Origin of the sequence: Bradyrhizobium sp. CCBAU 51627, from assembly GCF_028128765.1 — a bacterium.
Lineage (GTDB): Bacteria > Pseudomonadota > Alphaproteobacteria > Rhizobiales > Xanthobacteraceae > Bradyrhizobium.
Genome location: NZ_LBJG01000026.1, coordinates 53,369 through 70,657, shown reverse-complemented (window position 1 = coordinate 70,657; position 17,289 = coordinate 53,369). Strand labels below are relative to the sequence as shown.

Sequence of the window (17,289 nt, the reverse complement as noted above, 5' to 3'; positions counted from 1 at the left end):
ATTGTCTGTGCGATAAAAGGAGCAGGGCCAATTACCTAACACGCAGTTTAGCAGCCTTCTGTTTCACCAGGACTTCGTCAAACAACGTGAGGGTGCCAAAGCTGCAGAAAAATTCCAACCACAACGCGAAATGACTTACCACGAGGTGCAAGGACTCCGTGATCTCACGCTGCAGTAGAGAATTTCGACGATCCGGCAGCGCTTCGGCATCCGATCAGCGATCCTCTCGACAAGGCCCGCGAGCAACGCTTCGGCAAGCGCTGATTTCGCCGTTGGCGCCGATCTCGTGGGGTGGGCGCGCTTCGCTTTGCCCCCTGCGGCACCTCGCTATTCAGCCGACATTCATCGCGCAACCTCTATCGCTCACAAGCGATCTTCGGAGACTGCGATGAAACTGCCCCCTGTTGCCCTTGCCGCCAGCCTTCTGTGTCTGATTGCTGCGCCGGTGCTTGCGCAGACGACGACGGCGGCTCCTGCTGCTCCCGCCGCAACGGTGCCGGTTCCGGCGACCAAGCGCATGGCGTGCCTCAGCTCGACCCAGAATCTGAAGGGGCAGGACAAGCGCGACCAGATGCAGCTCTGCATGGCGCAGGCGCGGCTCGATTGCCTGAAGCAGGCGATCGATCAGAAGGTGGTCGGCGAAGCGCGCAGGACCGCGATCAAGGATTGCGTGGGCACGGATGGTTCCGCGCAGCAATAGCCACGCGGGCGAAGCGTCACGGCTGCTTCAGCGCACCCGGAAAATGCCGCTGCAGCACCGCGGCGGGCGTGGCGTAGGCCTCTTGCAGGTCCACGCTCCAGTATTTCAGCTCGTCGAGCGGGATCCGCGTGTCAGTGATGGCGCAGCGCACGAACGTTCCCGGCGAGATCACGCGGAAATCGCCGTCGAGATATTGCACTTGCGCTTCGCCATGGCCCGAGGGGCCGAACTTGTTCAGCACGGTCGAAAGTCTCCGTGGGAGGCCCTGGAGGGCACGATGTGTTGCTGTGGATGTACCACAGATAGGGTGGCTTGTCCGCCCGTTAAACCCACCGGTTTGTGATGTTTTGCCGCCGTTTGCGCATGATAGTGCTTGAGGCCGTGCGGCACCTCCTGCGACAGAGTCCGATGCGCCCCGTACTTTCCGCCCTGTTCCTGACGCTTTCGATCTCGGCCGTGCAAGCCGCGCCAGCGCCCGCGCCTGCGCAGGTCGAAATTCCGCTGTCCTCGGGCGTCCTGCATGCGCAGCTCTTCAAGCCGGAGGGGGCGGGTCCCTTCCCGACCGTGATCGCGCTGCATGGCTGCGGCGGCCTCGGCAGCCGGTCCGATTCCGTCCTGCCGCGCTATCGCGACTGGGCCGAGCGCCTGCTCAAGGCGGGGAATGCCGTCCTGCTGCCGGACAGCTACGGCTCGCGCGAGCTCGGGCCGCAATGCCGCGTCAAGGAGATGCACGTCAAGGCGCGGCGCGAGCGCGTCATCGACATCGCGGCGTCGCGCGCCTGGCTGATGAAGCAGAATTGGGTGGCGCGCAACCGCGTCAGCCTGATCGGCTGGGCCAACGGCGCCAGTGCGCTGCTCTGGGCGGTGCGTCCGCAGGCCGCAGGCCGCGATGCGGGCCCGGATTTCCGCGCCGCGATCGCGTTCTATCCGGATTGCCGGATTTCCGCCGGTCTCGGCTGGAGCACGCGGGTGCCGACGCTGCTATTGATCGGCGCCAATGACGACGTCTCCTCGCCGCCGGCCTGCCGCCAGATGGTGGAGGGTGCCTACGGCCGCAGCGCGCTCGCGCGCATCGTGGTCTATCCCGGCGCCTATCACGATTTCGACCGCGCCAACATGCCGCTGCACGCAGCAAGCGGCAGCCTTGATGCCGCCACGCCCGAGCACGGCCATCTCGGCACCGATTCCGAGGCGCGCGCGGACTCGCAGAAGGAAGTGGCGAAGTGGCTGGCGCGGTAGCTGGCGGGCCTGCCGCGCCGCAGCTCGAACAGCGAAGGCGGGTTCCGCCGATATCGGCGCCTTAGTTCGACCAAGATGTCGGCTAAACGCATCTCTCATGCGTAACCGCATCCTCATCTTCTCGTCCGCACTGGCCGTCTTCACCGTCGCGGTGTTCCTGTTCGAAGCCCACGCCGGCTCGCCCGAACGAGCGCCTGATCATTGCGGCTTCTGGACCACGATCGACGCGGGCTTGTCCTGCCGGTAGGTGCTTCCACTCGATCGCTGTCATCGCCCGGCTTGACCGGGCGATCCAGTACGCCGAGGCGTCTGTGATTCACCGAGAAGCCGCGGCGTACTGGATTCCCCGCTTTCGCGGGGAATGACAGCCAAAGCGGAGCGCCGCCATCGCGCCTCAGAACAAACTGCCCTGATCCACCGGTTTCGCCATGCGCTTCGGTGCTGGCTTCGTTTCTTGCGTCGCCGCCTTCGGTTGGGATGGCGCGCGCTTCGCGGTCGGCGCCGGCCGGTCCGCATCCGCGGTCGCGCCGACGCGACCATCCGCAAACTCGATCGCGATCCGCGCGTTCGGCCCCACGCTGTCGGCCGAATGCAAGGGATGCCCTGAATCATCGCGCACCAGCGCGAAGCCGCGGGCGAGCACGCCGCGATAGGACAGCGCGGAGAGCAGCTTGCCGCTGTTCTCGACGCGGGCATCGAGTCGCTGCAGCAGCGTGAGAAGCGCGCGGCCGGCGCGTTCGGAAAGCCGATGCGTGCGCTCGCGCTGGCGGGCAATCGCGTTGCGCTGCGCCTGCGCGTTGGAGAGTTTTGAGGCGCGCAGGCGCACTTCAAGCCCGGCGAAGCGGTCGCGCCGCTGCCGCAGCAGCGAGCGCGCCGAGAGGCCGAGCCGCTCGCCGCACACGGTGAGGCGATGGTCGGCCTGCGCGATCTGGCCGTGCAGCACCCGCAGCGTCAGCTTGGCGCTTGCGGCGGTGAACCTGCGGAAATGCGCATGCGTGTTGGCCTTGAGCCCGCGGGGCAGGGCGCTGCCGGCCGAATCCAGCCGCTGCCTGGGGATCGCGAGCAAGTCTGTTGCAGCCGGCAACGCGCGCGCGGCTGCGCGAAGCTCGTTGCGGCGGTTTTCATGGCCGCGCTGCCAGCAGGCCCGCGTGCGCCGGGCGAGGTCGGCGACCTCGACGAACAGGTCGCTGCGCACCGGCACCGCCATTTCGGCCGCCGCCGTCGGCGTCGGCGCGCGCTTGTCGGCGACGAAATCGATCAGCGTGATGTCGGTCTCGTGGCCGACCGCCGAGATCAGCGGGATCATGCTCTCGGCCGCCGCGCGGACCACGATCTCCTCGTTGAACGACCAGAGATCCTCCAGCGAGCCGCCGCCGCGCGCGACGATCAAGACGTCGGGCCGCGGAATCCTGCCGCCCTCCGGCAGCGCGTTGAAGCCGCGGATCGCGGCCGCGACCTGCTCGGCCGAGCCTTCGCCTTGAACTTTCACCGGCCACACCAGCACGCGGCGGGGAAAGCGGTCCTCCAGCCGGTGCAGGATGTCGCGGATCACGGCGCCGGTCGGCGAGGTGACGACGCCGATCACCTCGGGCAGCCACGGCAGCAGCTGCTTGCGCGCTTCGTCGAACAGGCCCTCGGCGGCGAGCTTCTTCTTGCGCTCCTCCATCAGCGCCATCAGCGCGCCGATGCCGGCCGGCTCCAGCGCCTCGATGACGATCTGGTACTTTGACGAGCCCGGATAGGTCGTGAGCTTGCCGGTCGCGATCACCTCGAGCCCCTCCTGGGGCTTGAAGCGCATGCGGCCGTGCACGCCCTTCCAGATCACCGCCTCGATCTTGGCGCTCTCGTCCTTGAGCGCGAAATAGCAATGGCCGGAGGAATGGGCGCCGCGGAAGCCGGAGATTTCGCCGCGGACCCGGACATGGCCATAGGTGTCCTCGACCGTCCGCTTCAGGGACTGGGAGAGCTCGGAGACGGTGAATTCGGGCGCGTTGTGAAGTTGTTCCGCAGGCGGCATCTGGCAATCGATTCGGCATTTTGGGGTTCGCTTCAGACGTTAAGGATTTTCGCCTGATAGCGCCATCCAGCCTCTTGATCGAAAGAGTACTCTGTAATATAGAGTTATCTATTGATCCTTGATCTCGGAGTTTGGCCATGGCGACGCGTCTGCTGCGAGGGGTGCTGGGCTTGTTCAAATGGGGGCTGTGCGCGGTTGGGGCCGTCGCTCTGATCTTCACCGCCTTGATCGCGACGCCGCTGCAGCGGCCGCCCGAGATGCGTTCGGTCTCCAGCTCCGTCAAGGGCGTCGACATGTCGACCCTGCCGGCGCTGGAGCGTTTCCAGGCCCGTGACGGCACCTGGCTCGGCTATCGCCATTACGCAGCCGGCGGCGCCGCCACGCGCCGCGGTGCGATCTTCATCCACGGCTCGTCCGGCTCCTCCGGGACGATCAATCACGCGTTGACCGCTGCCATGGCCGCGCACGGCGTCGAGACCTGGGCGCTGGACATCCGCGGTCACGGCGCCTCGGGCACGCGCGGGGATATCGGCTATGTCGGCCAGCTCGAGGACGATCTCGTCGACTTCGTCGCCCATGTCCGCAAGTCCGCGCCGGATCTGCCGCTGACCCTGGTCGGCCATTCCGCCGGCGCCGGCTTCGCGCTGCGGGTGGCGGCGACGCCGATCATCCAGGACATGTTCGTGCGCACCGTGCTGGTCGCGCCCTATCTCGGCTATGACGCGCCGACCAACCGGCCGCATTCCGGCGGCTGGGCCAATGCCGACATTCCGCGCTTTCTCGGCCTCACCGCTCTGCGCAAGATCGGCATCGACTGCTGCTCCCAGCTTCCGGTGCTCGCCTTCGCGGTGCCTGCCAGTTCGGAAGCGATCCTGACCCCGACCTATTCCGACCGCCTGATGCGCAACTTTGCGACGCGCGGCTATCGTCTCGACCTGCCGCGCGTGACGCATCCGATGACGATCTTCGGCGGCACCGAGGACGAGATGATGATATCAGGAAAATATGCCGAGGCCGTGCAGGTCATCAAGCCCGACGTGGACGTCAAGCTGATCGAGGGCGTCAACCACATGGGCATCGTCACCAATCCGAAGGCGGTCAATGCAATTGCCGAGGACGCTGCGACCAGAGGGGCAGGGCAGTCATGATCGACAGCAAGCAGGCGGCCGAAGCGCTCGCCGACATCGACGACATCGTCCAGCGCCTGCGGCAGTCCCAGCTCTATGAGCTGGCCAGCATCGGGGCGATCTGGTGGGGTGTCCTGGTCTTCGCGGGCAACGTCGTGACCTGGGCGTGGCCGTTCTACGCAGTCTATGCCTGGCCCGCCGTCGACATTCTCGGCGTCGGCGGCCTGGTCGCGATCAGATTGCTCACGCCCCCGCGAGCCCAGGCTGCGGCGTTCGATCTCAGGATCGTGCTGGTCTTCGCGCTGTTCTTCGCCTTCGGCTATATCTGCACCAATGTGCTCGGTCATTTCGGCCCGCGCGAGCTCGGGGCGTTCTGGCCCGTTTATTTCATGCTGTTCTACATGCTCGCCGGTCTCTGGTTCGGCACGGCCTTCGTCGCGATCGGCCTCGGCATCAGCGCGCTGACGCTGATCGGCTACTTCATTATCGGCGCGCCATTCCCGCTCTGGATGGCCTTCGTCAACGGCGGCGGCCTGATCCTCGGCGGCCTCTGGATGCGGCGCATCTGATGGCCGAGCTCGACGACATCATCCACCAGCCGCTGCGGCTGAAGATCATGGCGGCCCTGAACGCGCTGCCGGCGGCCTCGGGCCTCGAATTCGCACGCCTGAAAAAACTCACCGGCGCCACCGACGGCAATCTCGGCGCGCACATCGAGACGCTGGCGAAGGCGGGTTACGTCTCGGTGGAGAAGGCGTTCGTGGGGAAGAAGCCGCAGACCACGGTGACGGCTACGGCAGCGGGCCGCGGCGCCTTCGCGCGGCATGTGGCGACGTTGCAGGAGATCATTGCGGGGAAGCAGGGGTAGGCTCCGCTGTCATCGCGGTGCTGATTGTTGTGCCCTCGCCCCTTGCGGGAGAGGGCAACTCCGCTGGTCAACAAGGCTCACTTGGGTGAGCGACTATCTCTGTTGTCAAGTTGCATTAGCGTAGGTGGTACGCGCATCGCGAGCTTTGGCGTTGAGGCGAACGAGAAGCTTTCGGGCAAGCGCGATCCGAATGACCATCTTTTCCTTTCCTGCGGCGACCAGCCTGTTGCGGAAGTCTTTGAGGCTTTTGTCGTAGCGGGCGGCGGTGGCCGCGACGAGGAAGAGGATCGAGCGGACGCCAGCACGGCCGCCGCGGGTGGGGCGCTTGCCCTTTCGCTTGCCACTGTCACTGTAATTATCGTGTCTCACTTCAGGGGTGCAGTCCAGCACTGTCACCGTAATCCAAGCTGCCCCCGCACATGTCGAGCGGAGCTGGCGAGTTCAATGTGGCTCGCCGGGGCCGGAGGAGCGATGTCGGCTCCAGGTCCACAAGCGCTCACCACGAACGAGATCTGGTCTCGGCGCCAGTCAGACTTGAGCGGGCTGCCGAAGGTCTTCAGGCCACATGCCGCTGGGCCGCCGACTCAGGCGGCCCTTAGTAAGCTCTCAATTCCCTCGTCCTCCTGGCGCTTTTGTGAGTGCCAGGAGTCGATTTTCTAGTCGATCTTCTAGTAGTCGCAACGGCGGATCCTGCGGACCGAACCGTCGTCGCGTTCGATCGTAACGGTGCGGCATCCACTGCGATATCCGCGATCATATCCGTAGGCGCGATAAGCGGGTCGATCGTAGTCTCGGTAATAATGCCGCTCCGGGCCCACTCTTACGCCGCCGAGGGGAGTATCGACGGCAACTTGAGCTGATGCGGGTGCAATGGTCATCGGCGTCGCAATAGCGAAAGCGGCAACCGCCAGTGCACTAGCCAATAACAGAATTCTCATGCGAGTTCCTCCTGAACTGTTGTATGTTTTTTGCAACATCCCAAGGTAGGGCAAGGTTCCTCATAGCGAGGCGGTCGTTGTCGGCTTGCGCGCATCTTTAAGGGCAATTTCCCTTATTGGTCATGAAGACGTCGCTGAGCCGAACATGCTTGCCGCCCTGCGAGTTCGGCTTGGGCGCCTGCGAGGTTTCCAAATAGCGCTCCTCGCTTGCCATCGCTGCACTGGAGAAAGCCATCGCGGCGCGGGGACCGGCCCCTGGCAGTCTGATCCATCACTCCGACCGCGGCGTGCAATACGCCTCCATCGCCTATCGGCAACGGCTCGCCGACCGTGACATCACCATCAGCATGAGCAGGCCGGGCAATCCCTTCGACAACGCCAAGGCGGAGAGCTTCATGAAGACACTCAAGGCCGAGGAGGTCGACGGCAGGGCCTTTGCCGATCTGGGCGACGCTCGCCGTCACATCAACAGCTTCATCGCGGAGGTCTACAACAAAGAGCGCCTGCATTCGGCGCTCGGTCGCCTATTGAGTTCGAAGCCGCGTTCGCGCAAAACAACCCGCGGTAACGCATCGTGACAACCCGACTGTCACTGTAATTATCGTGTCTCACTTCAGGGGTGCAGTCCAGCACTGCCCCCGTAATCGCAAAATCTTTGTCTTCTGCAGCGCGACAGGGTGCTCATGTCGAGGCGGAGGATCGCTGGGGCGCGCGGGATGGTAAGGCGTCACGAGGTGTGGTGAATGACGTGCCAAGCGCAAGGGCGGAGACGGACGGACCATAAACGCGGGGATAAGCTGCACCAGTCTGTTGCCGCCCTTCCGAGCTTAGCCCTTCATAGCAACATGTCGAAACGTAACGATGCCGAGAAGGCGATTGTTCGCCTCCCGAAGCCAGACCGGCTTCGGCTTGCCAAAGCCAAAATGAAGAAGGTGCTCGATCACTTCCTATATGTGGTCGAACTGCACGCCAACAATTCGTTCGTGGTGTTCTCGCCGGTGCTGGCGTCTCAAATTCCCCGATCCTATGCAGCGAACGCGTTCAGGATCTTCCAGCTCAGCATGTACCAGATCGAGATCGTGCGTCTTTGCGCAATCTGGGACGGCGTCGATCTTGACAAGGAGAACATTCCGACCGTCGTTGCGCTGATTGGCGATGAAGAACTCATCGAGATGCTTGCTGAGGAGACGCGCAGCCAGCACCAAGATCAGAGAGACGAGCAGTTCGCAGAAGAGCGCGCATCGCAGGCTCGGACCGAGCTGCGGCAGGCAATCGCGGATGCTCGCTCAGTTCTTAGATCAGCGCGGCTAGCCTCGATCATGAACGTTCGCGATAAGTACCTCGCGCACTCCCTCGAGGCGACACGCCGCGAGAAGAACGGACCTGTCGACCCAATGAAGTACGGCGACGAAACCAAAGTGATGGATGCCTCGGTACCAATTCTCGAAAGTCTCTACTGCTGGGTGAATGGCTCCAGCTTCTCGATTGAGAACTCGCAAAGGATAGACCAGAAAAACGCCGAGGCGTTGTGGACCGGCTGCAAGTTCGTAGCCCTTCGTTGAAGGGCCTCCGCCCACTGGCGGCCCGGTGCGAGCGATGAAGCGTTGCAACCCTCTCGTTGTGGCACGACACTGTGGGCAGAGAGGGGTTGTGTCGAAGGCGGCGAAGCGAGCCAGGGGCAGCTCAGTCCGCCATCAGAGGGGCGCTTAACGAAGTCCCTGCGACGCTGAGAACCCCCTCTAAGAAATAGGCAATCAGCGACAGGAGATGAGGAAAAGAACAGTAGCGGCTTCGCTGGGCCTGGAATGACGTGAAGTCTGGGCCCCACCCCCTTGAGCCCCACCCCGATTCGTGCGACCTCCGGCCCCAGCAAAACCCCTCATTCTGAGCCTTCGATGCACATTCTCCTGCTTGGTTCCGGCGGCCGCGAACATGCGCTGGCGTGGAAGATCGCAGCTTCCCCCCTGGTGACCAAATTCTGGTGCGCGCCCGGCAATGCCGGCATCGCGCGGGAGGCCGAATGCGTGGCGCTCGATGTCGCCGACCATGCCGCCGTGATCGACTTCTGCAAAAAGAATGCGGTCGAGCTGGTCGTGGTCGGCCCGGAGACGCCGCTGGCGGCCGGCATCGTCGATGATCTCACCGCCGCAGGCATCAAGGCGTTCGGGCCGAGCAAGGCGGCGGCGCAGCTCGAGAGCTCCAAGGGCTTTACCAAGGCGCTGTGCACCGAGTTCGGCATTCCCACCGGCGCCTACAAGCGCTTCACCAAGGCTCAAGATGCGCTCGCTTACGTGCACAGCCAGGGCGCGCCGATCGTGGTCAAGGCCGATGGCCTTGCCGCCGGCAAGGGCGTCGTCGTTGCGAAAACCATGCGCGAGGCGGAGGACGCCATCGCCATGATGTTCGAGGGCGCCTTTGGCGAAGCCGGCGCGGAGGTCGTGATCGAGGAGTTCCTGCCGGGCCGCGAGATCAGCTTCTTCGCGCTCTGCGACGGCGAGACCGCCATTCCGCTCGCCTCCGCCCAGGACCACAAGCGCGTGTTCGACCACGATGTCGGCCCCAACACCGGCGGCATGGGCGCCTATTCGCCGACGCCGCTGGTGACGCCCGTCATCCACGACGCGATCATGGCCAGGATCATCCTGCCGACGGTCGCAGGGATGAAGCAGCGCGGCACGCCGTTCCGCGGCGTGCTCTATGCCGGAATCATGCTGACGACGCAGGGCCCAAAACTGTTCGAGTTCAACGTCCGCTTCGGCGATCCTGAATGCCAGGTGCTGATGCTGCGCATGATGAGCGACATCGTCCCGGCGTTCCTGGCCTCATGCGATGGCCAGCTGAAGAATTTCGACCTGCGCTGGTACCCGGAATCCGCGCTCACCGTGGTGATGGCGGCGAAGGGCTATCCCGGCGACTACCAGAAGGGCACGCGGATCGAGGGGCTCGATGACGCGGCCAAGGCCGACAGCGTCGAGATCTTCCATGCCGGCACCGTGGCGAAGGACGGCGCCATCCTCGCCAATGGCGGCCGTGTGCTCAATGTCTGCGCGCTGGGGGCGACGGTGACCGAGGCGCAGGCGCGCGCCTATCGGGCGGTGGACCGCATCGTCTGGCCGGAAGGCTTCTGCCGCCGCGACATCGGCTGGCAGGCGGTGGAGGCGGAGAAGGCGAGGCGCTGACCGGCCTATTGCGGGGGCGCCCGACGACATGCCCAAAATGCATAGGCGGGCGTTGAACTTAGCTACTGTGCATGGGGTTGTTTTCGACTTTTTGTCGGGAGCAGTTCCGGGACTGACCAAAGACAAGGATGCAACAAGATGTCCGATCTCGCCGACCTCTATCCCGGCTTCGCCTCCGAATGGATCAACACCTCGTTCGGCCGCATCTTCGCCCGCGTGGGCGGCAACGGGCCGCCGCTGCTCCTGCTGCACGGCTTCTCCGAGACGCATGTGATGTGGCACCGCGTCGCGCCTGAACTGGCCGACCGCTTCACGCTGATCATCGCCGACCTGCCGGGCTATGGTTGGTCCGACATGCCCGGGAGCGATGCGCTGCACATGCCCTACAGCAAGCGCGCGATGGCGAAAGCGATGGTGGAGATGATGGAGCGCCTCGGCCACGTCCACTTCGCGCTCGCCGGCCACGATCGCGGCGGCCGCGTGTCGTATCGGCTCGCGCTCGACCATCCCGGCCGGCTGTCGAAGCTCGCGGTGCTCGATATCCTGCCGACCTATAATTACTGGGAGCGGATGAACCGCGCCTATGCGCTGAAGATCTATCACTGGACTTTCCTGGCCCAGCCCGCGCCGCTGCCGGAGACGCTGATCTCGGGGCAGGGCGAGTTCTTCCTGCGCTTCAAGATGGCGAGCCAGACCAAGTCGAGGACGCTGGACGCGATCGACCCCCGCGCGCTCGCGCACTACATCGCCCCGTTCCGCGATCCCGCCCGTATTCACGCGATGTGCGAGGACTACCGCGCCGGCGCCACTATCGACTACGACCTCGACAAGGCCGATGTCGAGGCCGGCAAGAAGATCACCGTGTCGATGCTGGTGCTGTGGGGCAATGCCGGCATCGCCCAGGCCGCCGCGACGCCGCTCGACGTCTGGAAGCAGTGGGCGACCAATGTCGACGGCATGCCGGTCGATTCCGGCCACTTCCTCACCGAGGAGAACCCCGAGGTCACAGCAAGGGCGCTGCGCGCGTTCTTCGCCGGCCCCTAACGCCGCTCGCGGAAGAACTCCTTGAGCAGCCGCGCCGCCTCGCTCTCGCCGACGCCGGAATAGACGTCGGGGGCGTGGTGGCAGGTCGGCGAAGCAAAGAACCGCACGCCCGACTCCACCGCGCCGCCCTTGGGGTCGGCGGCGCCGTAATAGAGCCGGCGGACCCTTGCAAAGGAGATCGCGCCCGCACACATGGTGCAGGGCTCCAGCGTCACGTAGAGGTCGCAGTCCACCAGACGCTCGCTGCCGATCTTCTTTGCCGCCTCGCGCAGCGCGACGATCTCGGCATGGCCGGTGGGGTCGTAATCGGTGAGGGTCCGGTTGGCGGCGGTGGCGATCACCTCGTAATTCCGGACCACCACGCATCCGATCGGGACTTCGCCCGCCTTTCCGGCGTTTTCGGCCGTTTTGAGCGCCAAATCCATGAAAGAGGGGGCTTTCAAGCCTCGTATCATCCGAAGAAACCTGCTAGTAGCTGCGCCTTCAGCAGAAGTGCTTAACCTGATTTGCCTGAGCATGCGGCTCGGAATGAGCGCGCACAATGCGTTTGGCCACCCCCTGAGTGAGATTATTCATGCCTCGCGACAGCGACAAAGACAACGATTCCCGCGGCCGGCGAGGCCCGGCCAAAGGCGGCCGCAGCGGCAAGCCCCGCGGCCCCGAGAAGAAATTCGCCAAGCGCGGTTTTGAGGGCAAAGGCGACCGCGACAGCCGTCCGCCCCGCGGCGACCGCGATAGCCGCCCGTTCCGCCGTCGCGAGGACGGCGATGCGCCGCGCCGCGAGTTTTCCGATCGTCCCCGTTTCAAGCGCGACGAGCGTGGCGGTGAGGGCCGCGGCGAGCGCAGCTTCAAGCCGCGTGGCGACCGCCCGTTCTCCGATCGCGGAGCGCGCGATGGCGAGAAGCGCTCGTTCAAGCCGCGCGGTGATCGTCCGTCCTATGGCCGCGACGACCGTCCGCCGCGCGGCCGGGTTCGCGACGAGTCGCGTCCAGCCGGCCGCTTCGGCGACAAGAAGTTCGGCGACAAGCGGCCCTATACGCCGCGCGGCGAACGCCCCGAGCGCAAGTTCGAGGGCGAGCGGAAGTTTTCGCGCGACCGTGGTGAGCGCGGTGATTCCAAACCCTGGCAGAAGCGCGACGATCGTGCGCGCGGCGACCGTCCGCGCAAATCCTTCGACAAGGATTTCGGCGGCCGCGATCGCGGCGAGGACAAGCCCTGGCAAAAGCGCGACGACCGTCGCGAAGGCGGCCGTGGCGAGGACCGCCCGCGCTTTTCACGCTCGCGCGATGATCGTGGCTCGGGCGATCGTCCGTTCCGCGATCGCCCAAAATTCGATCGTCCGCGTGAGCGGCCGGAAGGCCGTATGGACTGGCAGGAGCATCCGCGCGGCGAGGGCCGCTTCCGCGACCGTCCGCGGCGCGACAATGAGGACGACAGCCGCATTTTCGAGAAGCGTCCGGCCTTCGGGGGCCGCGGTGCCTATCGCGAGCGCGATCGGGATTTTGAGGGGCGGCCACGCCGCGAGGAAGCTCCGAAGCCGAAGAAGGCCGGCGAGCGGATCGCCAAGGCTCTGGCGCGTGCAGGCCTGGCGTCGCGCCGCGATGCCGAAGAGATGGTCACGCAGGGCCGCGTCACCGTCAACGGCCGCGTCATCAACTCGCCGGCGCTCGACATCACCAGGAACGACGTCGTTCTGGTCGACGGCAAGCCGTTGCCGGAGCGCGAGCGTACGCGTCTGTTCCTCTATCACAAGCCGCGCGGGCTGATGACGACGCATGACGATCCCGAGGGGCGTCCGACCGTGTTCGACAATCTGCCCGAAGGCCTGCCGCGCCTGATCAGTGTCGGCCGGCTCGACTTCAACACCGAAGGGCTCTTGCTGCTCACCAATGATGGCGGCCTCGCACGCACGCTCGAGCTGCCGGACACAGGTTGGCTGCGCCGCTATCGCGTTCGCGCCCATGGCGACATCACCCAGGCGCAGCTCGACCAGCTCAAGAACGGCATCGAGGTCGAGGGCGTGAAATACGGGCCGATCGAGGCGACACTGGAGCGTGACCAGGGCGCCAATGTCTGGCTGGTGTTCGCGATCCGCGAAGGCAAGAACCGCGAGGTGCGCAACGTCTGCGCCCATCTCGGGCTCGAGGTGAACCGGCTGATCCGTGTCTCCTATGGCCCGTTCCAGCTCGGCGAAATCCCCGAGGGCCAGGTCGAAGAGATCCGCGCGCGCGTGCTGCGCGAGCAGCTTGGCGACAAGGTGATCGAGAAGTCGGGCGCGCAGTTCGACGTACCGAAGAAGTCCTCAGGTGAAGGTGAGAAGACATCAAAGCGCGCCGTGATTGCCGACCGCAAGGGCCGCCGCGTGCTGGTGCAGCGCACCGGCAGCGACGAAGCGCGTGAGCGCAATGAGCTGGAGGCCAACGGCTACGGCCCGCCGCGTCGTCCCAAGCGCGGCTATCACGGCAAGCGCGATCTGACGCCGCGGGACGAATAGCATGCGCGTCGTCGGCGGTCGCTTGAAGGGGCGCAACCTCGCCTCACCGTCCTCGCGCGACATCCGTCCCACGGCGGATCGGCTGCGCGAGTCCGTGTTCAACATCCTCGTGCACGCCTATGACAATCCGATTCCGGATGCGCGCGTGCTCGATCTCTTTGCCGGCACCGGCGCGCTCGGCATCGAGGCGTCCTCGCGCGGGGCGAAATTCACGCTGTTCGTCGACAACGGTGCGGAGGCGCGCGCGCTGCTCCGTAACAATGTGGAATCGCTGGGTCTCGGCGGAGTGACAAAAGTCTATCGCCGCGATGCGACCGATCTCGGCCCCGCGCATCCCGTCGAGCCATTCTCGCTGGTGTTCCTCGATCCGCCCTATGGCAAAGGCTTTGCGGAGAAGGCGCTTGCGTCCTTGCGGGATGGCGGCTGGCTCACGCCAGGCGCGCTGCTCGTGGTGGAGGAGGCGAAAGCTGCGCAGTTCGCGACGCCGGAGGGGTTCGAGGAACTCGAGCGGCGGGCGTATGACGATACGGAATTCGTGTTTCTGAAGAGGCCCTAGTCTCGCTGCCACAGGGTGGGCAAAGCGGAGCGTGCCCACCATTTGTCTCGAACATGAAGTGATCGTAGGCACGGCGCTCCGCGACTTTGCCCACCCTACGGCACCTTACCTCCGCCCGAACAGCTTCTCCACGTCGCTCAACTTCAGCTCGACATAAGTGGGCCGGCCGTGATTGCACTGGCCGGAGTTCGGCGTCTCCTCCATTTCGCGCAGCAACGCGTTCATCTCCTCCGGCCGCAGCCTGCGGCCGGCGCGCACCGAGCCGTGGCAGGCCATGGTGGCGGCGACATGCATCAGGCGGCGTTCGAGAGGAAGCGCCTCGTCCCATTCAGCCATATGCTCGGAAAGATCGCGGAGCAGTCCGCCCGCATTGGTCTTGCCGAGCAGAGACGGCGTCTCGCGCACCGCGACCGCGCCGGGACCGAAGGATTCGATCGCGAGGCCGAATGAGGCGAGCTCGTCGCTGCGATCGAGGAGGCGTTCCACCGTAGCCTCGTCCATCTCGACGATCTCGGGGATCAAGAGGATCTGTCGCTGCACGCCGTTCTCGGCGAGCGAGGCCTTCAGTCGTTCATAAACGATGCGCTCATGGGCGGCGTGCTGGTCGACGATGATGAGACCGTCGCGCGTCTGCGAGACGATGTAGGTCTCGTGAATCTGTGTGCGCGCCGCGCCGAGCGGGCGGTCGACGAGATCGGCCACCGGCTGTGTCTCGATCCGCACGTCGGCGCTCGGCCCGCCGACATCGAAGGTGGCCTGCGCGCGCTCGGCGAAGGCGGGCGCGGCGGAGCTTTCGAATGACGGCATCGGCGCGACCGGTGCGGCTGGCGAAGCACGCCAGTCCCAACTCGCAGGGCGCTGCGGCGTGAAAGCCGGCCGGAACGAGGTCAATGCGCTCTCGCCGCTATTGGCGGCGGTGCGACGGCCCTCGCGCGCCAGACCTTCCTTCAGCCCGTGTACAATCAGTGCACGCACGAGCCCGGCATTGCGGAAACGCACCTCGGTCTTGGCTGGATGCACGTTGGCGTCGACCTCGCGCGGATCGAGCGTGACGAACAGTGCCAGCACCGGATGCCGGTCGCGCGGCAGATAGTCGGCATAGGCTCCGCGCACCGCGCCCAGGATCAACTTGTCGCGCACGGGGCGGCCGTTGACGAAGAGATATTGCCCGAGCGCGTTGGCTTTGGTCAGCGCCGGCGCTGCGGCATAACCGGCGACGACGACGCCCTCGCGCTCGGCATGAACCTCGAAGGCATGGCTGCGGAACTCCGCTCCGAGAATATCGCCGAGCCGCGTCAGCCGTCCGGCCGCGCCGGGCAGCGCCGCAGCCCAGGTTACCGGCGCACGCTCCTCGCCTGCCAATGTGAAGGCGATATCCGGCCTCGCCATCGCCAGCCGCCGCACCACCTCGCGGATGGCCTCCGCCTCCGTGCGGTCGGTCTTCAAGAACTTCAGTCGCGCCGGCGTTGCATAGAAGAGATCGTTGACCTCGACTCGGGTGCCTTGCGCCAGCGCCGCCGGCATGATCTCGGACTTCTCACCGCCCTCGACGGTCAGCGCCCAGGCGTGCGGCTCGCTGGCATGCCGCGTGGTGATCGACAGCCGCGCGACCGAGCCGATCGAGGGGAGCGCCTCGCCGCGGAACCCGAGCGTGCGGATCTGGAGCAGATCCTCGTCGTCGAGTTTGGACGTGGCATGGCGCTCGACTGCGAGCGCGAGATCGTTTGCGGTCATCCCGCTGCCATCGTCGGTGATGCCGATCCGCCGCCGGCCGCCGCCATCGGTGAAGACGTCGATCCGGCTTGCGCCGGCATCAATCGCGTTCTCGACGAGTTCCTTGACGACGCTCGCCGGACGCTCGACCACCTCGCCGGCGGCGATGCGGTTAACGATCTGTTCGGGAAGTTGGCGGACGGGCATGGGTTCACTCGGCGAATAACTCAGTTTAACGCCGCCGGACAACAAATGCATGGGGAAGGTCGAGCTTCCCACATACCAAATGTAGTTCATTTTCAGCCTTGAGCCGTCCTCGCAATTGAGGCGCGCTTCCGCGCGGCGCCGCATATGAGGAGCGCAATTCCGTGAAACCGCCGCGAAATCCCTAAACGATCACCACAGGAGACCGTTTGCATCGCGTGCACGCCGTTCGCACAGTTTGCGCGATGACATGGTCCGGTCGAGACGAACGGCGTGGGGAATCGCCGAACCGTTCATCGCGCACAATCCAGGAGAAATGGATGAAGTTGGTGAAGACCTCTGCAATCGCATGCGCCCTCGCAGCCCTCGTCGCGACGCCTGTTCTCGCGCAAGGAACGTCCTCTGGTGCCCGGCCCGCCGGCACCGTGCAAAGCAAACCCATGCAAGGCGGCGCAGGCATGGACAGTGAGGATGAGGGCCTCGGCGCCCAGCAGGGGGCCGTCGGCGAAAAGGTCGGTATGAAATCGACCAAGGGGACGAAGGGGACCATTGGGACGACCGGCAGCGCGACACACAAGGGGCCCGCCGACGGTGCGGCTGCGGGTGGCACTGCGACCGGCAAGCGTTACTGAGGCCGGCCGGCGAACCGCAAACCTCCGGTCGCTCTGCGGCCGGAGGTTTTTTGCGCAATCAGTCGTCGAAGCGGCCGCCGCGACCGGCCTTGACGTCGCTGCGGCGTTTCTTGCCCTCGAGCCGGCGCTGCTTGGAGGCGAAGGTCGGTCGCGTCGCGCGCCGTGGTGTCGGGCGGACCATGGCCTCGCGCAGCATCTCCGTGAGGCGGTCGATGGCGTCCTGCCGGTTACGCTCCTGGGTGCGGAAGCGCTGGGCGTGGATCACGATGACGCCCTCCTTGGTCATGCGCTGGCCGGCGAGGCGGGCAAGGCGCAACGCGGCGTCCTCCGGCAAGGTCAGCCTGCGGGTATCGAAGCGAAGCTGCGCCGAGGTCGCGACTTTGTTGACGTTCTGCCCGCCCGGGCCGGAGGCGCGGACAAAGCCGATCTCGATGTCGTCCTCGTCGATGACGAGATCGCGGGATATCCGCAGCATGATGGCACCATTTGTGATGTCACGACATATCGCGGATCGTCCATGCTCGGCAATGGTACATCTGGAAGCGCAAATGGCCGGGCGAGCCCGGCCATTTCGGGAA

At 65.4% G+C, this 17,289-nt stretch carries 19 protein-coding genes and 1 pseudogene; 13 read left to right on the top strand and 7 right to left on the bottom strand.

The features are described 5' to 3' along the window. The first annotated feature begins 388 nt into the window (after positions 1–388). A complete protein-coding gene (locus XH88_RS22850; protein ID WP_271670545.1) occupies positions 389–700 on the top strand; it encodes a hypothetical protein in 312 nt (103 codons plus the stop codon). A 16-nt stretch (positions 701–716) separates the two neighbouring features. Here XH88_RS22850 and XH88_RS22845 read toward each other — a convergent pair whose 3' ends face one another. Beyond that, on the bottom strand, positions 717–941 hold the full coding sequence (locus XH88_RS22845) for a DUF2093 domain-containing protein (protein WP_027563082.1): 225 nt from the start codon (positions 939–941) through the stop codon (positions 717–719). A gap of 167 nt (positions 942–1,108) precedes the next feature. Between XH88_RS22845 and XH88_RS22840 the strand changes: the two genes are divergently transcribed. Both XH88_RS22840 and XH88_RS22835 read left to right on the top strand, forming a co-directional pair. Further along, entirely contained in the window at positions 1,109–1,939 is an 831-nt protein-coding gene (locus XH88_RS22840) for a dienelactone hydrolase family protein (RefSeq protein WP_271670544.1), read from the top strand. 97 nt (positions 1,940–2,036) lie between these two features. Further along, the gene (locus tag XH88_RS22835) at positions 2,037–2,186 is read left to right on the top strand and encodes a hypothetical protein (protein ID WP_271670543.1); all 150 of its coding nucleotides are present in this window, start codon (positions 2,037–2,039) and stop codon (positions 2,184–2,186) included. Positions 2,187–2,333: 147 nt separating this feature from the next. Here XH88_RS22835 and xseA read toward each other — a convergent pair whose 3' ends face one another. Further along, positions 2,334–3,956 carry an exodeoxyribonuclease VII large subunit gene (xseA, locus tag XH88_RS22830; protein WP_271670542.1) on the bottom strand — a complete coding sequence of 541 codons (1,623 nt, stop codon included), beginning with the start codon at positions 3,954–3,956 and terminating at the stop codon, positions 2,334–2,336. A gap of 137 nt (positions 3,957–4,093) precedes the next feature. On the opposite strand from xseA, the gene XH88_RS22825 reads away from it, so the two are divergent. Genes XH88_RS22825 through XH88_RS22815 form a run of 3 tightly spaced genes read left to right on the top strand, consistent with a single transcriptional unit; the run spans position 4,094 to position 5,951 of the window. After that, positions 4,094–5,104, top strand: coding sequence for an alpha/beta hydrolase (locus XH88_RS22825; RefSeq protein WP_271670541.1), 1,011 nt, complete (start codon positions 4,094–4,096; stop codon positions 5,102–5,104). Then, positions 5,101–5,652, top strand: a complete 552-nt coding sequence (locus XH88_RS22820; protein WP_271670540.1) for a hypothetical protein — start codon at positions 5,101–5,103, stop codon at positions 5,650–5,652. The genes XH88_RS22825 and XH88_RS22820 overlap by 4 nt, the downstream gene beginning before the upstream one ends. After that, positions 5,652–5,951 carry a winged helix-turn-helix domain-containing protein gene (locus XH88_RS22815; RefSeq protein ID WP_271670539.1) on the top strand — a complete coding sequence of 100 codons (300 nt, stop codon included), beginning with the start codon at positions 5,652–5,654 and terminating at the stop codon, positions 5,949–5,951. Before XH88_RS22820 ends, XH88_RS22815 begins: the two co-directional genes overlap by 1 nt. 105 nt (positions 5,952–6,056) lie before the next feature. Here XH88_RS22815 and XH88_RS22810 read toward each other — a convergent pair. Beyond that, positions 6,057–6,299 (bottom strand): annotated as a pseudogene (locus tag XH88_RS22810) (IS110 family transposase); the annotation flags it as partial. Positions 6,300–6,619: 320 nt separating this feature from the next. Next, the gene (locus tag XH88_RS22805) at positions 6,620–6,889 is read right to left on the bottom strand and encodes a hypothetical protein (protein WP_271670538.1); all 270 of its coding nucleotides are present in this window, start codon (positions 6,887–6,889) and stop codon (positions 6,620–6,622) included. A 212-nt stretch (positions 6,890–7,101) separates the two neighbouring features. Here XH88_RS22805 and XH88_RS22800 point away from each other — a divergent pair, with 212 nt between their 5' ends. From XH88_RS22800 to XH88_RS22785, 4 genes are all read left to right on the top strand, one after another. Continuing rightward, positions 7,102–7,467 carry an integrase core domain-containing protein gene (locus XH88_RS22800; protein ID WP_271670636.1) on the top strand — a complete coding sequence of 122 codons (366 nt, stop codon included), beginning with the start codon at positions 7,102–7,104 and terminating at the stop codon, positions 7,465–7,467. A 267-nt stretch (positions 7,468–7,734) separates the two neighbouring features. Beyond that, positions 7,735–8,451, top strand: coding sequence for an AbiU2 domain-containing protein (locus XH88_RS22795; RefSeq protein ID WP_271670537.1), 717 nt, complete (start codon positions 7,735–7,737; stop codon positions 8,449–8,451). Between the two features lie 333 nt (positions 8,452–8,784). Continuing rightward, complete coding sequence (gene purD, locus XH88_RS22790; protein ID WP_271670536.1) at positions 8,785–10,068, top strand: phosphoribosylamine--glycine ligase; 1,284 nt, start codon at positions 8,785–8,787, stop codon at positions 10,066–10,068. A gap of 138 nt (positions 10,069–10,206) precedes the next feature. After that, on the top strand, positions 10,207–11,112 hold the full coding sequence (locus XH88_RS22785; RefSeq protein WP_271670535.1) for an alpha/beta fold hydrolase: 906 nt from the start codon (positions 10,207–10,209) through the stop codon (positions 11,110–11,112). Here XH88_RS22785 and XH88_RS22780 read toward each other — a convergent pair. Then, positions 11,109–11,567, bottom strand: a complete 459-nt coding sequence (locus XH88_RS22780) for a nucleoside deaminase (RefSeq protein ID WP_212297101.1) — start codon at positions 11,565–11,567, stop codon at positions 11,109–11,111. The genes XH88_RS22785 and XH88_RS22780 overlap by 4 nt on opposite strands. Positions 11,568–11,686: 119 nt before the next feature. On the opposite strand from XH88_RS22780, the gene XH88_RS22775 reads away from it, so the two are divergent. Both XH88_RS22775 and rsmD read left to right on the top strand, forming a co-directional pair. Continuing rightward, complete coding sequence (locus tag XH88_RS22775; RefSeq protein WP_271670534.1) at positions 11,687–13,606, top strand: pseudouridine synthase; 1,920 nt, start codon at positions 11,687–11,689, stop codon at positions 13,604–13,606. 1 nt (position 13,607) lies between these two features. Continuing rightward, positions 13,608–14,162: a 16S rRNA (guanine(966)-N(2))-methyltransferase RsmD gene (gene rsmD / locus XH88_RS22770; RefSeq protein WP_271670533.1), complete on the top strand. Its 555-nt coding sequence runs from the start codon at positions 13,608–13,610 to the stop codon at positions 14,160–14,162. 105 nt (positions 14,163–14,267) lie between these two features. Here rsmD and mutL read toward each other — a convergent pair whose 3' ends face one another. Further along, the gene (gene mutL, locus XH88_RS22765) at positions 14,268–16,082 is read right to left on the bottom strand and encodes a DNA mismatch repair endonuclease MutL (protein ID WP_271670532.1); all 1,815 of its coding nucleotides are present in this window, start codon (positions 16,080–16,082) and stop codon (positions 14,268–14,270) included. A 317-nt stretch (positions 16,083–16,399) separates the two neighbouring features. Between mutL and XH88_RS22760 the strand changes: the two genes are divergently transcribed. Beyond that, entirely contained in the window at positions 16,400–16,711 is a 312-nt protein-coding gene (locus XH88_RS22760; protein WP_271670531.1) for a hypothetical protein, read from the top strand. A gap of 58 nt (positions 16,712–16,769) precedes the next feature. Here the strand turns inward: XH88_RS22760 and arfB are convergent, their stop codons facing one another. After that, positions 16,770–17,186 (bottom strand): alternative ribosome rescue aminoacyl-tRNA hydrolase ArfB, encoded by a 417-nt coding sequence (arfB, locus tag XH88_RS22755; RefSeq protein WP_271670530.1) that lies wholly within the window; start codon positions 17,184–17,186, stop codon positions 16,770–16,772. Between the last annotated feature and the right edge of the window lie 103 nt (positions 17,187–17,289).

Bases quoted from the DNA above. Each gene is read 5' to 3' on its own strand.
- XH88_RS22820 (WP_271670540.1), top strand. From the start codon at position 5,101: ATGATCGACAGCAAGCAGGCGGCCGAAGCGCTCGCCGACATCGACGAC.
- XH88_RS22825 (WP_271670541.1), top strand. From the start codon at position 4,094: ATGGCGACGCGTCTGCTGCGAGGGGTGCTGGGCTTGTTCAAATGGGGG.
- XH88_RS22780 (WP_212297101.1), bottom strand. From the start codon at position 11,567: ATGATACGAGGCTTGAAAGCCCCCTCTTTCATGGATTTGGCGCTCAAA.
- XH88_RS22795 (WP_271670537.1), top strand. From the start codon at position 7,735: ATGTCGAAACGTAACGATGCCGAGAAGGCGATTGTTCGCCTCCCGAAG.
- arfB (WP_271670530.1), bottom strand. From the start codon at position 17,186: ATGCTGCGGATATCCCGCGATCTCGTCATCGACGAGGACGACATCGAG.
- XH88_RS22785 (WP_271670535.1), top strand. From the start codon at position 10,207: ATGTCCGATCTCGCCGACCTCTATCCCGGCTTCGCCTCCGAATGGATC.
- XH88_RS22835 (WP_271670543.1), top strand. From the start codon at position 2,037: ATGCGTAACCGCATCCTCATCTTCTCGTCCGCACTGGCCGTCTTCACC.
- XH88_RS22805 (WP_271670538.1), bottom strand. From the start codon at position 6,889: ATGAGAATTCTGTTATTGGCTAGTGCACTGGCGGTTGCCGCTTTCGCT.
- xseA (WP_271670542.1), bottom strand. From the start codon at position 3,956: ATGCCGCCTGCGGAACAACTTCACAACGCGCCCGAATTCACCGTCTCC.
- rsmD (WP_271670533.1), top strand. From the start codon at position 13,608: ATGCGCGTCGTCGGCGGTCGCTTGAAGGGGCGCAACCTCGCCTCACCG.
- XH88_RS22850 (WP_271670545.1), top strand. From the start codon at position 389: ATGAAACTGCCCCCTGTTGCCCTTGCCGCCAGCCTTCTGTGTCTGATT.
- mutL (WP_271670532.1), bottom strand. From the start codon at position 16,082: ATGCCCGTCCGCCAACTTCCCGAACAGATCGTTAACCGCATCGCCGCC.
- XH88_RS22775 (WP_271670534.1), top strand. From the start codon at position 11,687: ATGCCTCGCGACAGCGACAAAGACAACGATTCCCGCGGCCGGCGAGGC.
- XH88_RS22760 (WP_271670531.1), top strand. From the start codon at position 16,400: ATGAAGTTGGTGAAGACCTCTGCAATCGCATGCGCCCTCGCAGCCCTC.
- purD (WP_271670536.1), top strand. From the start codon at position 8,785: ATGCACATTCTCCTGCTTGGTTCCGGCGGCCGCGAACATGCGCTGGCG.
- XH88_RS22815 (WP_271670539.1), top strand. From the start codon at position 5,652: ATGGCCGAGCTCGACGACATCATCCACCAGCCGCTGCGGCTGAAGATC.
- XH88_RS22840 (WP_271670544.1), top strand. From the start codon at position 1,109: ATGCGCCCCGTACTTTCCGCCCTGTTCCTGACGCTTTCGATCTCGGCC.